Source organism: Methylopila henanensis, from assembly GCF_042681025.1.
In the GTDB taxonomy this organism is placed as follows: domain Bacteria; phylum Pseudomonadota; class Alphaproteobacteria; order Rhizobiales; family Methylopilaceae; genus Methylopila; species Methylopila henanensis.
The window spans coordinates 1-15,984 of sequence record NZ_JBHUER010000014.1 but is presented as its reverse complement, the minus strand read 5'-3'; the positions used below and the strand labels follow the sequence as shown (position 1 = coordinate 15,984).

16 protein-coding genes are annotated in these 15,984 nt (G+C 71.7%); 6 read left to right on the top strand and 10 right to left on the bottom strand.

Annotated elements, in window-relative coordinates:
- The first annotated feature begins 13 nt into the window (after window positions 1-13).
- Window positions 14-1,795, top strand: a complete 1,782-nt coding sequence (locus ACFSCV_RS18745; protein WP_378801102.1) for a metallophosphoesterase family protein — start codon at window positions 14-16, stop codon at window positions 1,793-1,795.
- A 132-nt stretch (window positions 1,796-1,927) separates the two neighbouring features.
- Window positions 1,928-2,935: a DMT family transporter gene (locus tag ACFSCV_RS18740; protein WP_378801101.1), complete on the top strand. Its 1,008-nt coding sequence runs from the start codon at window positions 1,928-1,930 to the stop codon at window positions 2,933-2,935.
- Window positions 2,936-3,253: 318 nt separating this feature from the next.
- Here ACFSCV_RS18740 and ACFSCV_RS18735 read toward each other — a convergent pair whose 3' ends face one another.
- The 5 genes from ACFSCV_RS18735 to ACFSCV_RS18715 all read right to left on the bottom strand — a co-directional run bounded on the left by ACFSCV_RS18735 (window position 3,254) and on the right by ACFSCV_RS18715 (window position 7,817).
- On the bottom strand, window positions 3,254-4,144 hold the full coding sequence (locus tag ACFSCV_RS18735; RefSeq protein ID WP_378801100.1) for a metallophosphoesterase: 891 nt from the start codon (window positions 4,142-4,144) through the stop codon (window positions 3,254-3,256).
- A gap of 200 nt (window positions 4,145-4,344) precedes the next feature.
- Window positions 4,345-4,677 carry a Grx4 family monothiol glutaredoxin gene (gene grxD, locus ACFSCV_RS18730; RefSeq protein WP_378801099.1) on the bottom strand — a complete coding sequence of 111 codons (333 nt, stop codon included), beginning with the start codon at window positions 4,675-4,677 and terminating at the stop codon, window positions 4,345-4,347.
- A 28-nt stretch (window positions 4,678-4,705) separates the two neighbouring features.
- Window positions 4,706-4,942 carry a BolA family protein gene (locus ACFSCV_RS18725; protein ID WP_378801098.1) on the bottom strand — a complete coding sequence of 79 codons (237 nt, stop codon included), beginning with the start codon at window positions 4,940-4,942 and terminating at the stop codon, window positions 4,706-4,708.
- 34 nt (window positions 4,943-4,976) lie between these two features.
- Entirely contained in the window at window positions 4,977-7,196 is a 2,220-nt protein-coding gene (purL, locus tag ACFSCV_RS18720; protein ID WP_378801097.1) for a phosphoribosylformylglycinamidine synthase subunit PurL, read from the bottom strand.
- A gap of 96 nt (window positions 7,197-7,292) precedes the next feature.
- Window positions 7,293-7,817 carry a YcgN family cysteine cluster protein gene (locus ACFSCV_RS18715; protein ID WP_378801096.1) on the bottom strand — a complete coding sequence of 175 codons (525 nt, stop codon included), beginning with the start codon at window positions 7,815-7,817 and terminating at the stop codon, window positions 7,293-7,295.
- Window positions 7,818-7,896: 79 nt separating this feature from the next.
- Here ACFSCV_RS18715 and ACFSCV_RS18710 point away from each other — a divergent pair, with 79 nt between their 5' ends.
- The 3 genes from ACFSCV_RS18710 to ACFSCV_RS18700 are packed head-to-tail and all read left to right on the top strand — an operon-like array spanning window position 7,897 to window position 11,207.
- Window positions 7,897-10,068, top strand: a complete 2,172-nt coding sequence (locus ACFSCV_RS18710) for a transglycosylase domain-containing protein (protein ID WP_378801095.1) — start codon at window positions 7,897-7,899, stop codon at window positions 10,066-10,068.
- A gap of 9 nt (window positions 10,069-10,077) precedes the next feature.
- Window positions 10,078-10,659, top strand: a complete 582-nt coding sequence (locus tag ACFSCV_RS18705) for a DUF1214 domain-containing protein (RefSeq protein ID WP_378801094.1) — start codon at window positions 10,078-10,080, stop codon at window positions 10,657-10,659.
- Window positions 10,656-11,207: a DUF1254 domain-containing protein gene (locus tag ACFSCV_RS18700; protein WP_378801093.1), complete on the top strand. Its 552-nt coding sequence runs from the start codon at window positions 10,656-10,658 to the stop codon at window positions 11,205-11,207. Before ACFSCV_RS18705 ends, ACFSCV_RS18700 begins: the two co-directional genes overlap by 4 nt.
- Here ACFSCV_RS18700 and ACFSCV_RS18695 read toward each other — a convergent pair.
- Window positions 11,197-11,958, bottom strand: a complete 762-nt coding sequence (locus tag ACFSCV_RS18695) for a hypothetical protein (RefSeq protein ID WP_378801092.1) — start codon at window positions 11,956-11,958, stop codon at window positions 11,197-11,199. The two genes, ACFSCV_RS18700 and ACFSCV_RS18695, sit on opposite strands and share 11 nt — an antisense overlap.
- Window positions 11,955-12,143, bottom strand: a complete 189-nt coding sequence (locus tag ACFSCV_RS18690) for a hypothetical protein (RefSeq protein ID WP_378801091.1) — start codon at window positions 12,141-12,143, stop codon at window positions 11,955-11,957. The genes ACFSCV_RS18695 and ACFSCV_RS18690 overlap by 4 nt, the downstream gene beginning before the upstream one ends.
- Before the next feature lie 350 nt (window positions 12,144-12,493).
- Between ACFSCV_RS18690 and ACFSCV_RS18685 the strand changes: the two genes are divergently transcribed.
- Window positions 12,494-13,615 (top strand): DUF2336 domain-containing protein, encoded by a 1,122-nt coding sequence (locus ACFSCV_RS18685; protein ID WP_378801090.1) that lies wholly within the window; start codon window positions 12,494-12,496, stop codon window positions 13,613-13,615.
- A gap of 110 nt (window positions 13,616-13,725) precedes the next feature.
- On the opposite strand, the gene ACFSCV_RS18680 is transcribed toward ACFSCV_RS18685, so the two are convergent.
- The 3 genes from ACFSCV_RS18680 to ACFSCV_RS18670 form a co-directional block, all read right to left on the bottom strand.
- Window positions 13,726-14,055 carry a DUF1491 family protein gene (locus tag ACFSCV_RS18680; RefSeq protein WP_378801089.1) on the bottom strand — a complete coding sequence of 110 codons (330 nt, stop codon included), beginning with the start codon at window positions 14,053-14,055 and terminating at the stop codon, window positions 13,726-13,728.
- A 13-nt stretch (window positions 14,056-14,068) separates the two neighbouring features.
- The gene (locus tag ACFSCV_RS18675) at window positions 14,069-14,785 is read right to left on the bottom strand and encodes a peptidoglycan-binding domain-containing protein (protein WP_378801088.1); all 717 of its coding nucleotides are present in this window, start codon (window positions 14,783-14,785) and stop codon (window positions 14,069-14,071) included.
- On the bottom strand, window positions 14,778-15,984 hold a 1,207-nt coding region (locus ACFSCV_RS18670; RefSeq protein ID WP_378801087.1), incomplete at its 5' end, for a PAS domain-containing sensor histidine kinase. The genes ACFSCV_RS18670 and ACFSCV_RS18675, both read right to left, overlap by 8 nt.

Genomic DNA, 15,984 nt, shown 5'->3' with positions numbered 1-15,984 from the left:
ATAGCTCAAGGACATGGCGCTGCTTATAGATCCGAGACGCGGCGACATCGAGGACGACGCGTCCAGCACCAAGCTGTGGTCGCTCGCCTCGCTCGCAGCCTGGGTGCTGGTGGAGGTCAGCCTCCCCAAGCTGATCCTGTCCTGGCTGCTTCTGATCGTGCTGCCATGCCTGCTGCTCGGAGCCGCGCCGCTCGCCGTCACCGCCTGGCTCTCAACCTTCTCGCGAAACGCGGTGGACGTGTTCAGCGGCCTCGCCCCCATGCTCGCCTTTTCCGGGCTGCTCGCGCTGGCGGCCTTCGGCGGCCGACCGGCCTTCCGTCTCGCGGAGAGCAGCTTCTGGTCGCTGAACGCGCTCGCGGTGCAGCCGAGCTTCGTGCTGTGCCGCGAAGCCATGAGGCATTTCGTCGGACGCCGCCTGTCGGTCTATTTCCGCCGAGACGGCCAGCGCGTCGGACAGGTGACGGCGATCGCCGCGGCGCTTCTGATGTCGCTCGTCTCGGGCGCGGCGGCCTGGGCCGCATGGCCGCATTCGCGCTGGATCGGGTCGTGGGGCGACATCGCCGCGCCGTTCACGCTGCTCGGCGCCGCCTTCGCGAACAGCGTGGTGCTGTTCGGGGCCTATGTCGCCTGCGGCTCGCTCGCCTGGGGCGCGGCGGACGCGGCGATGGGCCAGCCGACCGGCCTCGGCGGCTATGATCCCGAACCCGGGCCAGGCGCGAAGGTCTGGCGGGTCGCGCATCTGTCGGACCTTCACACGGTCGGCGAGCGCTTCGGCTTCCGCATCGAGAGCGGCCGGAGCGGCCCGCAGGGCAACGGGCGGCTGGAGCGGACGCTCGAGGCGCTCGCCCGCGCTCACGAGGCCGAGCCTCTCGATCTCGTGCTGTTCTCGGGCGACATGACCGACGCCGGCCGCTCATCCGAATGGGCGGAGTTCCTCGTCGCGATCGAGGCCATCGCTCCGTCGCTCCGGGACCGGATGCTGTTCCTCCCCGGCAACCACGACGTCAACGTGGTGGACCGGTCGAACCCGGCGCGGCTCGACCTGCCGTTCTCGCCCGGCAAGCGCCTGAGGCAGTTGCGCGCGCTCGCGATCCTCGCCGGCCTGCAGGGCGAGCGGGTGTTCGTGCCCGACACGTCCGGCCGGCCGAAGGGCACGCTGTCCGCCTGGCTCGCGCCTTACGCCGGCGCGATGGCGACCTTCGTGCGGACCGGCCGCGGCAAGCGCGTCTCGGCCATCCGCGCGCTGTGGGACGAAGCCTTCCCGATGGCGCTCCCGCCCGAGGCGCCCGGCGGCCTCGGCGTCATCCTGCTGAACTCGAACGCCGACACGCACTTCTCCTTCACCAACGCGCTCGGCCTGATCCCCGCCGAACAGGAGCGCAGGCTGGCCGCGATCGTGAAGGCGCAGCCGGAGACGTGCTGGCTCGTGGCCTTGCACCACCACCCCGTCGAGTATCCGCGCGCGACCCGCTCGCTGTCGGAGCGGATCGGCACGGCGCTGATCAACGGCAGCTGGTTCCTTCGCCAGCTCAAGCCCGCCGCGGGACGGATCGTCGTCCTCCACGGCCATCGCCACGTGGACTGGACTGGACGCTGCGGCCCGCTGCGCATCGTGTCCGCGCCGTCGCCGGTCATGGGCGAGCCCTATTTCTACGTCCAGCGCTTCGTCTCCGCAGCCGGCCGGCTGGCGCTGCTGAAGCCTCAGCGCGTCGACCTGGAAAGAAGCCGCCCTGCCCTCGAGGTCGCCAGGCCAGCCCCCGCCACGGCGCGGGACGAAAGGGTGAAGGAAGCCTGAACGGGCGCTCTGCGTTTTCAGCCCATCAGGCCCGCGCGCGGCGGTCGCGCTTCGCCATCTTTCGACCGCAGGACTCACGGCAAGGTGGGCGCTCCCGTCGCGTCCGCATCTCCTACTGTCAAGCCGTCTTCCATGAGCCCGCCGCCTTCCCTCGCCTCGGCCGAAACCGCCGAGGCCGTCGTCGTTTCCGCGCCCCGCATCCGGCTTCCGCTTCCCTCCGCCGACAACGCCTCGCTGGCGATCGGGCTGGTGGTGGCCTCGACCGCCTTCTTCGCGGCCGGCGACGTGACCGCGAAGCACCTCGCGGCGACGCTTCCCGGCGTGCAGGTCGCGTGGATGCGCTACGTCGTGTTCGCGGCCATCATTGTCGTCGGCGCGCTCGCCTTCAGCGGCCCCAAGGCGTTGCGGCCGAGGCGTCCGGGCCTTCAGGCGCTGCGCGCCGTCGCCGTCGCCGGCTCGGCCCTGTTCTTCATTCTCGGGCTCAAGAGCCTCGACGTCGCTCAGGCGACGGCGATCCACTTCATGTCGCCGGTGTTCATCACCGCGCTGTCGATCCCGCTGCTTGGCGAACGCGTCGGCCCGAGCCGCTGGGCCGCGGCGGCGGCGGGCTTCGTCGGCGTGCTGCTTGTGGTGCAGCCCTTCGACGCCCGCTTCACGCTCGCGGCGCTGCTGCCGGCCTGCGGGGCGCTGTCCTGGGCGCTGGGCGCCGTGGTGACGCGCAAGATGGCCGACGAGCGGCCGGAGACCACGCTCGTCTGCTCCGCTGTGATCGGGCTCGCGTTGCTGAGCGCGCTGGTTCCGTTCGTCTGGCGCGCGCCGAACGCGTACGAGATGGGGGTCGCCGTCGCCATGGGCGCGCTGTCGACCGCCGGCCACGGCCTGCTGGTGCTCGCCTTCCGCAAGGCTGCGGCCTCGGCGCTGGCGCCGTTTTCCTATGTGCAGCTGCTGTTCGCGGGCGTGATGAGCTACATCGTGTTCGCGCGCGTTCCCGACGTCTGGACGATCGTCGGCTGCGCCGTCATCGCCGCGAGCGGTCTCTACACCGCCCGCCGCGAGCGCGCCTCCGCCAAGGCGCCGAAGGTCTCCAGCCGCTTCGCGGTCGAGCCACACGCGGTCGCCGACACGGAAGCGGCGCGCTGAGTCCAGGACCACGCATGGCGAAAACAAAAAAAGGCGACGCCGGAGCGTCGCCCTTATCTGGTGCGTACTGACGCTTGTTAACCGCCAGACCGCGATCTCTGAAGACTGAAGATTAGCCGATCAGAGATCGCGGTCAAGCGCGTTGATTCAGAGCACGGGGCCAGCGACGACCACTGTCCGGCGCAGACATCGAGCCGGCAGGGCCGTCTAATCAGAGATCGCGGTCCAGCGGCAACTTCAGGGAGCGGCGGCCATGACGACGCTGGAGAATAGCCGCTCAGAGATCGCCGCCAAACGACCTCGTCCGTTCCGCCTGCCTTACGCCAGTCCCGGCTCGTTTCCGAGCCTCACAAACAGGATCTCGGGCGGCACGCCGAAGCGCACGGGCAGGCCGCTCATGCCGATGCCGCCGGAGACGATGAGGTGGCGGCCCTCTTCCACGATGTGGCCGTAGCGGAAGCGGTCGCGGTAGGCGGACGGGATGAACGGATTGGCGAGGCCGGGGATGTGCACCTGGCCGCCATGGGTGTGGCCGCACAGGGTGAGCGAGACCCGCGCCGGCACGGTCACGAAGATGTCCGGCTCATGGGCCAGCAGCAGGACGGGATCGTCGGTCTTCACCCGGGCGAGCGCGCCGGCCAGATCGTCCTCGCCGCGGAAGCCGCCGCGGCCGAGCCAGTGCGCGAGCTGGTCGCCGAGACCCGCAAGCCAGAAGCGCCGGCCGCGGTGCTCGATCAGCTCGACGTCGTTCTCCATCACCCGCAGACGCGCGCCGTCGAGCGCGGAGCGGATGCTCATGTGGTTGTGCCACCAATCGTGGTTGCCGAGGATGGTGTAGAAGCCGAGCGGCGCGGCGAGGTCGGCGTAGGCGGCCGCCCACTCCTGCGGCGGCACGCGGCCCGAAACGAAGCGGTGCGTCGCCTCGTGGTCGCCGAGATGCACGATCAGGTCGGGCTTCAGCGCGTTGACCGTCTCGACGATGCGCTTGACCCGCGCCATCGGCACATAGGGCTCGCACACATGCACGTCGGAGACGACGGCGATCGTCAGAGGCAGGTCGGCCGGCCAGCCGGGGGGAGTCAACGCATATTCGGTGACGCCGAGCATCAGCGCCGGCTCGATCAGCCCGGCATAGGCGCCGCCGCTGGCGGAGACGAGGAAGCCTGCGCCCGCCGAGGCGAGCAGGGCGCGGCGGGTGATCAGCGGCATGGACGGCCTTGAAGCTCACGCGACGTCGGCGTCGCGCCACACATCTGCCGGCCGATCACGGCGACGTCGAGGCGCCCCGAGGTCAAAACCGCGGGAGGCCCGGCGGAGGTCGGACGAGCCCGACGAAGACCGGCGCCCCGTCATGTCGGTAGGACGAGACGAGACGAGACGAGGCGCGGCGTCGCCGGGCGCGGACGCGCTTACGCGGTCTGCTTGAGCGCGACGCCGGCCGACTTCAGGTGGCTCTGCAGCTCGCCGGCCTGGAACATCTCGCGGACGATGTCGCAGCCGCCGATGAACTCGCCCTTGACGTAGAGCTGCGGGATCGTCGGCCAGTTCGAGAACTCCTTGATGCCCTGACGCATCTCGTCGCTCTGCAGCACGTTCACGCCGGCGTAGGGCACGCCGAGATAGTCGAGGATCTGCACGACCTGGCCGGAGAACCCGCACTGCGGGAACTGCGGCGTGCCCTTCAGGAAGAGCACCACGTCGTTGGAGGCGATGGCCTCGGCGATCTGGTCCTTGGCGGTCATTGGCGGTCTGCCTTTCGAATGACGGTCATCAGGCTTCGGGCGCGCTGGTCTGCAGCGCGAGAGCGTGCAGCGCGCCGCCCATCTGCCCTTTGAGCGCCTGATACACGATCTGGTGCTGCTGGACGCGGCTCTTGCCGCGGAAGGCTTCGGAGACGACGACGGCCGCGTAATGGTCGCCGTCGCCGGCGAGGTCGCGGATCGTCACCGCCGCGTCCGGCAGGGCGTCGCGGATCAACTGCTCGATCTCGCGGGCGTCCATCGGCATCGTCGGTCGTCTCCTTGCTAGGTCGCGGGGGGCTTCAGGCCTCGACGGCCGGTCCGGCCATGAAGGCCGGGAACCAGCCCTCGTGGGTCTCCCGCAGTTCGTTCAACAGGATGGGGGCTTCGCGGCCCGGAATCAATCGGTCGCCGCCGGTCGCGCCGATGCGCGTCACGGTGACGCCGGCCTCGCTGCCGGCGGAGATGACCAGCGACGCCTTGCTCTCCTCGACCGTGGCGACGTAACGGCCCTGGTCCTCGCCGAACCACCAGCCATGGGCGGGCGTCCCGTCCGGAACGTCGTCGAGCTTCGCTCCGAGCCGGCCGGCAAGCGCCATTTCCGCCACCGCCAGCAGCAGGCCGCCGTCGGAGACGTCGTGGACCGCGGTGGCGGCGCCGCTCAGGATCAGGCTGCGGACGAAGTCGCCGTTGCGCAGTTCGGCCGAAAGATCGACCGGCGGCGGGGCACCCTCCTCGCGGCCGACGACCAGCCACAGCCAGCAGGAGCGGCCCAGCCACCCCTGCGCGTCGCCGATCACGAGGATCGCCTCGCCCTCGCGCTTGAAGGCGATGGTCGCGCTCTTCGCCACGTCGTCGATCACGCCCACGGCGCCGATGGTCGGCGTCGGCAGGATCGCGCGCCCCTGCGTCTCGTTGTAGAGCGAGACGTTGCCGGACACGACGGGGAAGTCGAGCGCCCGGCAGGCCTCCCCGATGCCTTTGATGCAGCCGACGAGCTGGCCCATGATCTCCGGCTTCTCGGGGTTGCCGAAGTTCAGGTTGTCGGTGACGGCGAGCGGGCGGGCGCCCACCGCTGTCAGGTTGCGCCATGCCTCCGCCACCGCCTGCTTGCCGCCCTCGAACGGGTCGGCCTCGCAGTAGCGCGGCGTCACGTCGGCGGTCATGGCGAGGCCCTTGGGGCCGCCCGCGACGCGCACCACGGCGGAGTCGCCGCCCGGCTTCTGGACGGTCTCGCCGAGGATGATGTGGTCGTACTGCTCCCACACCCAGCGGCGGGAGGACAGCTCGGGCGAGCCGATGAGCGCCAGCAGCGCCTCGCCGGCGGGAACCGGCGCGTCGATCGACGCCGGGCTGAGGACGGGCGCCTTCGGCGTCTCCACATGGGGCCGGTCGTATTCCGGCGCCTCGTCGCCCAGCTCCTTGATCGGCAGGTCGGCCTTGAGCTCGCCGTTCAGGTAGACCTTGAAGCGCAGATCATCCGTCGTGTGACCGACGACGGCGAAGTCGAGGCCCCACTTGACGAAAATCGCGCGGGCCACGTCCTCCTTCTCCGGATGGAGCACCATGAGCATGCGCTCCTGGCTCTCCGAGAGCATCATCTCGTAAGCCGTCATGCCCTCTTCGCGCACGGGCACGTTCTCGAGGTCGAGACGGATGCCGAGGTCGCCCTTGGCGCCCATCTCCACGGCCGAGCAGGTGAGGCCCGCGGCGCCCATGTCCTGGATCGCGACCACCGAGCCTGAGGCCATCAGCTCAAGGCACGCTTCCAGCAGGAGTTTCTCGGCGAAGGGATCGCCGACCTGCACGGTCGGGCGCTTCTCCTCGGAGGCGTCGTCGAACTCGGCCGAGGCCATGGTGGCCCCGTGGATGCCGTCACGCCCAGTCTTGGAGCCGAGATAGACGACGGGCAGGCCGACGCCGGTCGCCTTGGCGTAGAAGATGGCGTCGGCCTTGGCGAGGCCCACCGCCATGGCGTTGACGAGGATGTTGCCGTCGTAGCGGGTGTGGAAGCCCACGAGGCCGCCGACCGTCGGCACGCCGAACGAATTGCCGTAGCCGCCGACGCCGGCCACCACGCCCGACACCAGATGCCGGGTGCGCGGATGCTCGGGCGCGCCGAAGCGAAGCGCGTTCAGCGCCGCCACGGGCCGCGCGCCCATGGTGAAGACGTCCCGGAGAATGCCGCCGACGCCCGTCGCCGCGCCCTGATAGGGCTCGATGAAGGAGGGGTGGTTGTGGCTCTCCATCTTGAAGACCACCGCGTCGCCATCGCCGATGTCGACCACGCCGGCGTTCTCGCCGGGTCCCTGGATGACGTGCGGGCCGGAGATCGGCAGCGTCTTCAGCCAGATCTTGGAGGACTTGTACGAGCAGTGCTCGTTCCACATCGCCGAGAAGATGCCGAGCTCGGTGAAGGTCGGCTCGCGGCCGATGAGGGCGAGGATGCGCTCGTACTCGTCGGGCTTCAGGCCGTGGGCTGCGACGAGATCGGGCGTGATGGCGGGCTCGTGTGCGGTCATCGGACTCGTGGCGCGTGGCGGACGGCGTCTTGCTACGCCAACGAAGCGCGTCATGCTAGAGCGCGCCTCCCACGGGAACGGGATGGGAGCTTCTCGCTATCGCCTGCCCTTCGCGCCGCGCGGCCATCTGGCGGGCCAGCTCACCATGCGGTCCTGCAGGTCGTCCTCGGCGATTTCCGTTTCGGAGCAGAACACCTTGCCGCGCACGGAGACGCCGGCGGCGTGGACTGTGTCGGGATCTCCGGAGACCAGCGGATGCCACCAGGGCAGGTCCTTGCCCTCCTCGATCAGGCGGTAGGCGCAGGTTGGAGGCAGCCAGCCGATCTGCTCGACGATCCCGGGCGTCAGCGTCACGCAGTCCGGCACCTTCTCCGCCCGGCGCGGATAATCGGAGCAGCGGCAGGTGTCCCGGTCGAACAGCCGGCAGGACACGTCCACATAGGCGATGCGGTCGGTGTCTTCGTCCTGCAGCTTCAGCAGGCAGCAGCGTCCGCAGCCGTCACAGAGGCTCTCCCACTCAGGCGCGGTCATCTCCGCAAGCCGCTTCACCCGCCAGAAGGGTTTTGGCGGGTCTGATGGGGCGGCGTCCGGGGCCGGGCGCGGGCGAAGAGGCGCGGTCATAGGCTCGGCTCTTGCGCGCCGGGACGTAACAGGTCAAGCCATTCCGGGGCGGAACGGCGATGGGTGTGAGGCGATACGCGTGTTCGGCCGGGGCGCAAACGGGGACAGGCTCGACGCGAAGCGCAGGCTGCTCGCGCTCGATTCGTGGCTCGACCACACCTTCTGGCGCATCTGGCCGGCGGCCTCGCGGCGCTGGGACAGCGTCTGCGCCGCCTTCGACGGCTTTCGCGCGCGCGGGTGGCGGCGGTTCGTCGCCGAGGTTCTGGGCGAAGGGCTGACGCTTGGCGCCGCCGGCGCGACCCTGGTGCTGGCGCTGGCGACGCCGGCCTTCCGCGAGACCGGTCCGGATTGGCTGAACCGCGCCGACCTTTCGGTGACGTTCCTCGACCGCCACGGCGTCGAGATCGGCAAGCGCGGAGTGATGCAGAACGACGGCATTCCCTTGCGTGACTATCCTGACCATCTGATCAAGGCCGCGCTCGCGACCGAGGATCGGCGCTTCTATCAGCACTTCGGCATCGACGTCGCGGGCACCGCCCGCGCGATCGTGCAGAACGCGCGGGCGAACGGCGTGGTGCAGGGCGGCTCCTCGATCACCCAGCAGCTCGCGAAGAACATCTTCCTGTCGAACGAGCGGACCATCGAGCGCAAGATCAACGAGGCGTTCCTCGCGCTCTGGCTCGAGCACCACCTCACCAAGGACGAGATCCTCAAGCTCTATCTCGACCGCGCCTATATGGGCGGCGGCGCCTTCGGGGTGGACGCGGCGGCGCATTTCTACTTCGGCAAATCCGCGCGCGACGTCACCCTCGCCGAGAGCGCGATGCTCGCGGGCCTGTTCAAGGCGCCGACCAAATACGCGCCGCACATCAACCTCGCGGCGGCGCGCGCGCGCGCCTCGACCGTGCTCGACAATCTGGTCGACGCGGGCTTCATGACCGAGGGTCAGGTGCAGCCGGCGCGGTTCCAGCCGGCGACGCCGAAGCCGACCGCGGTGGTTTCGAGCCCCGACTACTACCTCGACTGGGCCTATGGCGAGGTTCGCGCGCTGGCGGGCCAGGGCGCGTTCGGCGGCAAGCGCGTGCTGCAGGTCCGCACCTCGCTCGATCCGGCGCTGCAGCGCCACGCCGAGGCCTCAGTCGAGCAGATGCTGCGGCAGTACGGCGACCAGTACCGCGTCGACCAAGCGGCGGCGGTGATCATGGAGCCGGAAGGCGCGGTGCGGGCGATGGTCGGCGGGCGCGACTACGGCGTCAGCCAGTTCAACCGCGCCGTCGACGCCCTGCGCCAGCCCGGCTCGTCGTTCAAGACCTACGTCTACACGGCGGCGTTCGCCTCGGGGAAGTACACGCCGGAGAAGGTCGTCACCGACGCCGCGATCTGCATCGGCAACTGGTGCCCGCGCAACTACGGCCGCCGCTTCGCCGGCCGCATGCCGCTGATCACGGCCTTCGCGAAGTCGATCAACACCATCCCGGTGCGCCTTGCGCTCGACGTCGGGCAGAAGAACGTCATCGAGATAGCGAAGCGCATGGGAATCCGTTCGAAACTCGACGTCGGCCGCGCCTTCGCCCTAGGCGTCGAGGAGGTCACGCTGCTCGACCACACCTCGGCCTATGGGACGCTTGCGAACGGCGGCCGCCGTACGCCGCCCTACGCCGCGATCGAGGTCATGGATTCGAAGGGCGCCACGCTGTGGCGGCACGACCGCGACACGCCGCAGCCGCAGCAGGTGCTCGGCCCCCATGTGGTGGCGGGCATGAACCGCATGATGCTCGCCGTCACCGAGGCCGGCACCGGCGGGCGCGCCCGGCTCGACGGCTATCAGGTCGGCGGCAAGACCGGCACCTCGCAGTCCTACCGCGACGCCTGGTTCGTCGGCTTCACCGGGTCGCTGGTCGGCGGAGTCTGGTTCGGCAACGACGACTTCACGACGACGCGGGAGATGACGGGCGGCTCCCTGCCCGCCATGACCTGGCGCGACATCATGACCTTCGCCCATCAGGGCCTCGCCCCGCGCCCCATTCCGGGCGTGCCGATGCCGACGGGACAGCGGCCGGCGGTCGCTTCCACCGCGCCCGCCGCGCAGGAAGCGCCGGCGACTTTCACCCGCAACCTTTCGGAACGCTCGACGCGGGTGCTGAACGCGATCCTGTCCGACGTGACGGCGGCCCGGCAGGCCGGCGCCGGGCGCGCCTCGGCCGACCATGACTCGACCTTCGCGGCGGCCCCCTCGCCCGCAGCGCGCTGAACGGCTGCCATGCGGCTGATCCTCCAGGTACTGTTGGCGTTCACGATCGCGGCCGGTCTCGGCCTTGGCGCGACATGGTGGTCGCTGACGCAGGCGTCGCCGCCGTTCGGCGCGCTCGCGATCGGCCCATGGCGCGCCGCGCCGGACGTCGGCGGGCTCGGCGCGGATCCCTATCTTCGGGCGCGGATCGCGCGCAGCGGCGAGGCTCCGCTGGCCTATGGCGACGGTCTGAGCTTTGACGCCACGACCGACGACGCCGGCCGGCCGCTCGACGCGGCCTGCGACTACCGGCTCGAAGGCGACCTGCCGGCCGCCCGGCTCTGGACGCTTGCGGCCTTCACGCCGACCGGCGGCCGGCTCGCGAACCCGCTCGGCCGCTTTGCGACTTCGAGCGCCGAAACCGTCCGCATGGCGGGCCGGCCGATCGTGATCGAGCTCGCGCGCGACGCCCGTCCGGGCGACTGGCTGCCGCTCGGCGGCGAAGGCCCCTTCACGCTCCGGCTGTCGCTCTACGACACCGCGCTCGGGACGCCTCTCGCCCGCGCGGCGCCGACGGCCCTGCTCGCCATCATCCGCGGGGGGTGCCGATGATCCGGCTGCTCTACGCCGTCGCGATCGGACTGGCGCTCGCCGGACTGATCCACGTCGCCTCGCTCCTTCGCGTGCCGCAGCTCGCGCCGAACGGCGCCTATGACCGGCTGGCCTCGCTCAAAGCGGACGGGCGGTTCGTGGTGCTGCAGGACGACGGCGACGCGGCGGACCGGCTGCCGTTCCGCGATCCCGCCTTCGTCACGGCCGCGTGCCGCTACGATCTTTCGCAGGGACCCGTGACCGTGCGCGCGAACCTGCCGTCGTCCTACGGCGCCGTCGTGTTCCACAACCGCGGCGGCCAGCCGTTCTACGCCCTAAGCGACCGCGCGGCGACGAACGGCGCAGTCGAGGTCACCGTCCTCGACGACGCCGCCGCCGAGGAGGCCGAGGCGGACGAAACCGTCGAGGCGCGGCCGAACATCCGCATCGCGTCGCCGACGGAAACCGGGTTCGTTCTCGTGCGTCTGTTCGCTCCGGCCCCGAGCGCGCGCGCAGGACTGGCGGCGATCGCCGCCGGCGCGAGTTGCGGGCGCCGCGTCAGCCCTTGAACACGCCACGGGGCGGCCCGGCCGGGCGCAGGCTGCGCAGCACGCTCTCCAACCGCGCGAGCGCGGCCTCAACGGACACGGAGGCCCGGTCCGGCGTTTCGAGCACCAGCCGGTCGAGCGCGTAGCGGTAGGCGACGACGCGCTCCTCGAAGGCGATCTGGACCCAGGCCTCCAGCAGCCGGTTCTCGTCGACGCGGCCTTCGGCGTTCGCGACCTCGTCAGGCTCCACCTCGGGCACGGCCGCGAGGGCGCGTAGCCGGACGCGGTCGTCCTCCGCGACGCGGGAGGCCGCCTGGAAGAACGGCTCGACGCGGGCGGTGTCCGCTTCGATGTCTTCCTGCAGCCGGGCGTAGCGGGCCACGCTCGACCGGTAGTCGACGCGGAGCAGCGCCCGCACGTAGTCGGCCTTGTCGATGCGCGCGCGCTCCTGCGGCAGGATGCGGGTGCGCCGAAGCTCCGCGAGCACGGCGCCGATCCGCTGGCCCTCATGCGCCGGCATCACCACCGCCCAGCCGAGCGCCCGCATGGCTTTCTCGTTGTCGGTGTAGCGGTAGGACGAGACCGGCTCGCCCCGCGCCTGCGCGGCCTTGCGGCCCGCGAGCGGCAACCAGCGGTCGTTGACGAGGCTCGGCTCCGCGCGGCCGAAGTCGCCCCGCGGCGGCGCGCAGGCGGCGAGCGCCGCGGACAGGCAGACGACGAGGGCGGCCGCTCGCGCTCCGGGCGCGGACGCCCGGAACGCGCGGGCGGTCACGAGGTCGGCTGCTCCGTCCGCGCCGGCACGGTCGACGCGGCCGACGCCCGGCCGGCGTCGCCGTGGCGCTCGTAGCGGACGCCGGTGAAGAACAGGATGTCGGCCCCGCGCCGTTCGGCGCGGCTCCGGTTCGCGGGCCGGGCGGAAGGCCGGGGCGACGACTGGAATGCGAGCACGAGACCCATCAAGGCTCTCCCTGCTGTGCGGGGATCGGTTCGGTTCGTCTCGACCCGAGGCGGATCGGCCGCCGGCGGGCCTTCTGAGGGGTAATTGGGCGACCCCGATGGTTAACGAGCGGTTACCAACGGAGTTAAGTTCCGGATCGCGTCTCCGATGTGCCCGCCGCGCCACGGCGAGACCCCTCCCCGGCGCCGAACTTGCCGGGAATCCGACGACCATCCCGCTATGGGACACTGGCGCGCGCTTTCCGTTCGCGCTTTAACGCAGCGCTAATCATAAGCGGCCTAGCGTTCCCTCACAGAAGCGACGGGACGGAACGCCGCCCCTCGCGCCCGAAGCGCCGGACCAAGGCTCGATGACCGACGAACTGCTTCCCGTCGAAGCTCTCGAGCGCCTGTCCCGCCAGGACGGCGTCGACGTCCGTCCGATCCTGCTCAGGGTGCTGACCGACCTGTTCATCCAGAAGCCACACCACGCGCCCGAGGAGCTCGTCCGCTACGAGGAGCTGGCGCTGCAGCTTCTGGACGTGGTCGGCGTCGAGACCCGGGCCGTGGTCGCCCGCAAGCTCGCCGGCGACCCGCACGCTCCGCAGGCGGTGATCGCGCGTCTTCTGAAGGACGACGTGTCCGTCGCCGGCCCGATCCTCGCGCGCTCCGACAAGGTCTCGCGGCATCACCTCCTGACGATCGCCCTGGACGGCGGCGTCGTGGAGGCGAGCGCGGTGGCGCAGCGCGCCGACATCGACGCCGACATGGCCCGCATCCTCGCCCATCACCGGGACGAGCGGGTGGTCGAGACGCTGATCGCGAACCCCGCGCTCCAGCCGACGCCGCAAACGCTCGCGACGCTCGTCCGTCGCGCGCACTCGGCCCCCGTCCTCGCCGCCGCCATGCTGCGGCGCTCCGATTTCGACCCGGCGGCGCTGTCGCCGCTCTATCTCGCGGCCGGTCCCGAGCAGCGCGGCCAGATCCGCGAGGCGATCGCGGCGCGCCCCGGCCGGGCCGCCCGCGCGGGCCGCATGACCGACCAGGCCGACGCCGCCATGGTGGAGGCCGCCGTCGCGAGCGGCGACCACGCGCTGATGGCGGAGGCGCTGTCGGTCGCGCTCGGCGTCAGCCTGAACGCCGCCGCGACGCTCGCCGCGGAGCCGAGCGGCGAGGCCTTCGTTTTCATGCTGCGCGGGCTCGGCGTCGAGCGCGACCAGATCGCCCGCGCCCTGCTGCTGGCGCAGCCCGAGATCGCCCGGTCGGTCAACCGCTTCTTCGATCTGGTGGAGCTTGCGGAAACGACGCCCCGCGGCGTCGCGCTGGAGCTGGTGGGCGCCCTCGCCGGCCTTCAGGCCCCGTCGCAGACCGCGAAGCACGAGCCGCTGTTCGATCCCTCAGGCGCGCCGGAACGGGCGGGCGCGGCCCGGTCCGCGGCGCGCGTACGCCGCGCGCCGACGCGGACGAGCGAACCGAACCGCGGCCGCGGCTGAAGGCCGGTTCAGGCCCCTGACGCTCGCCTCGTCATGGTCCGGCTTGACCGGAGGACGACGGCGCTCGTCTGGAGAGCCTTGGCGAAAGTCGATGCCCAAGGCAGCTGACATCAGTCCAGAAACGCGCGGCCCTCGCGGTCCTCGATCGCCACGATCCAGACGTCGGGATCGAACCGCAGCTCGCGCGCGAGCCGCTCCTCGACCGTGAGGCCGTCGACGCCTTCCAGCACGCGTTCGAACGAGCGCGCGCGCGCGTCGTCGGCCTCGCTCTGCGCGGCCGGGACATAGAAATCGTTGCGGCCGTCGAGCCGGTCGACGATCAGGAAGATCGCGCCGGCCTCCGCGGCGCCCCGACGCCGCACCAGCGCGTAGGCGCCTTCGAGGTGGCAGCGCCGGACATGGGCGGCGACCCAGAACTCCGACGTCAGCCGGGCGGTCATGGCGTTCCGCCGGTCATTCCAGCGGCATGCCCGAGACCGCCTTCAGCTCCCGCAGCACCTGCGGGCCCGGCTCGCCGGTCTGCGGCAGCTTGCGGTCGCGCTCGAAGCTCAGCAGGGCGGCGCGCGTGGCCGCGCCCATCTTGCCGTCGATCGCGACCGGGCCGTAGCCGAGCCGCGCCAGCGCGCGCTGCACGGCCATGAGCTTGGGTGCGGAGATCGACCCGGTGGTCGCGGGCTGGGGCCTCGCAGCCGGCGGCTCGGCGCGCGGCGGCAGCGGCGCGACGCGGGCCGCGTTCGCCGGCGCGACCAGCAGCGCCGCCAGCACGCGATCGGACGCGACGCCGGTAACGGCCGTTCCGGACGCCTGCTCGAAGGTCGAGATCGCAGCGCTGGTCTTCGCTCCGAACACGCCGTCGACGGCGCCGTCATAATAGCCGCGGGCGAGCAGCGCCTCCTGGATCTGGGCCACCAGTTCGCTGCGCTGGGGCGCGGGCGCCGCGTCCGTCCTGGCCGCGCCGTGCTGGGCCGGCGCCTCGCGCTGAAGCGCCGCCGGGTGGCGGCCCTCCTGCAGCGCCAGCGCGTTCACGAGGATGGTGGCTACGCCGGCCGCGGCGACGAGGGCCGCGAGCGTGTCGACCGGCCGGCGGCGGGCGACCGCGAACATGCCGCCCGCCAGCCCGGTCGCGGCCGACGCGTCGTCGTCATAGGTGCGGGCCATGGCTTTAGGCACTTTTCTTCACCTTCAACTCGAGCGGGGACACCGGGCGGGGGCGGCCGAAAGCGGGCCGCTCCACGGGGGCTTCCGTCAGGGGACGGGCGGGATCGAGCGGCAGACTGACGGTCACGCGCGTGCCGCGGCCGACCACGCTTTCGAAGCCGATCCGGCCGCCGTGCAGGTCGACCAGCCCGCGCGCGATCGACAGGCCGAGACCGGAGCCCTGCCGGCTTCCGCCGCCGGCGTTCGGAACCTGGAAGAACGCTTCGCCGAGCCGGCCGACATGCTCGGGCGCGACGCCGACGCCGGTGTCGCGCACCACGATCAGCGCCGCGTCGCCGCGCGCGCGCAGCGAGACCGAGACCTCGCCGCCCGAGGGCGTGAACTTGATCGCGTTCGACAGCAGGTTGAGGATCACCTGCGTCAGCGCGCGCCGGTCGGCCGCGATCTCCGGCACGTCGGCGCCGACGTCCGCGACCACCCTGACGCCGCCCCGCTCCGCGTCGAGCGCGAGCAGCCCGACGCAGCGGGCCACAAGCGGCGCCAGCGCGCAGGGCTCGGACGCGACGGGGAAGGCGCCGGTCTCGATCTTCGCCACGTCGAGCACGCCGTCGACGATCTCCAGCAGGTGCTGGGCGGACTGGTGGATGAGCCGGCCATAGTCCGACCGGCGGCCGACCACCTCGGCGGGCGCCGGGCTTTCGGACAGGATTTCGGAGAAACCGAGGATCGCGGTCAGCGGCGTGCGGAGCTCGTGGCTGACCGAGGCGAGAAAGCGCGACTTCTCGGCCGTGGCGAGCGCCGCCGCCTGCTCGGCCTGCTCGACGCGCTCGGCCAGCGCCCGGGCGTCGGTCACGTCGCGGAACATGGCAAGCGCGACGCCCGCCTCGGCGCCGGGGCGCGCGGTCATGTGGAACCAGCCGAAACGCGGCGCGCAGCCGGCCGGCGCCGCCCGGCGCAGCCTGACCTCGACCGAGGAGCGGCGCCCGCCGGCGGCGGCCGAGGCGATGGCCTGAAGGAAGGCGGGGCGGTCGGCGATGTGGACGCGGTCGAACAGGCCGGAGCCGTGCAGGTCGCGGGCGGAGGCGCCGAGCAGCCGCTCGCTCGCGGCCGAGGCGAAGGTCACGGCGCCGTTCGGGCCGTGGCGGGTGGCGAGATCCTCGACCGAGCCCGCGATCATGTCGAAACGCGCCTGCGCCTCGCGCGCCGAGGCG

Coding starts and splice junctions, on each gene's coding strand:
- ACFSCV_RS18745 (WP_378801102.1), top strand. CDS start 14: ATGGCGCTGCTTATAGATCCGAGACGCGGCGACATCGAGGACGACGCG.
- ACFSCV_RS18740 (WP_378801101.1), top strand. CDS start 1,928: ATGAGCCCGCCGCCTTCCCTCGCCTCGGCCGAAACCGCCGAGGCCGTC.
- ACFSCV_RS18735 (WP_378801100.1), bottom strand. CDS start 4,144: ATGCCGCTGATCACCCGCCGCGCCCTGCTCGCCTCGGCGGGCGCAGGC.
- grxD (WP_378801099.1), bottom strand. CDS start 4,677: ATGACCGCCAAGGACCAGATCGCCGAGGCCATCGCCTCCAACGACGTG.
- ACFSCV_RS18725 (WP_378801098.1), bottom strand. CDS start 4,942: ATGCCGATGGACGCCCGCGAGATCGAGCAGTTGATCCGCGACGCCCTG.
- purL (WP_378801097.1), bottom strand. CDS start 7,196: ATGACCGCACACGAGCCCGCCATCACGCCCGATCTCGTCGCAGCCCAC.
- ACFSCV_RS18715 (WP_378801096.1), bottom strand. CDS start 7,817: ATGACCGCGCCTCTTCGCCCGCGCCCGGCCCCGGACGCCGCCCCATCA.
- ACFSCV_RS18705 (WP_378801094.1), top strand. CDS start 10,078: ATGCGGCTGATCCTCCAGGTACTGTTGGCGTTCACGATCGCGGCCGGT.
- ACFSCV_RS18700 (WP_378801093.1), top strand. CDS start 10,656: ATGATCCGGCTGCTCTACGCCGTCGCGATCGGACTGGCGCTCGCCGGA.
- ACFSCV_RS18690 (WP_378801091.1), bottom strand. CDS start 12,143: ATGGGTCTCGTGCTCGCATTCCAGTCGTCGCCCCGGCCTTCCGCCCGG.
- ACFSCV_RS18685 (WP_378801090.1), top strand. CDS start 12,494: ATGACCGACGAACTGCTTCCCGTCGAAGCTCTCGAGCGCCTGTCCCGC.
- ACFSCV_RS18680 (WP_378801089.1), bottom strand. CDS start 14,055: ATGACCGCCCGGCTGACGTCGGAGTTCTGGGTCGCCGCCCATGTCCGG.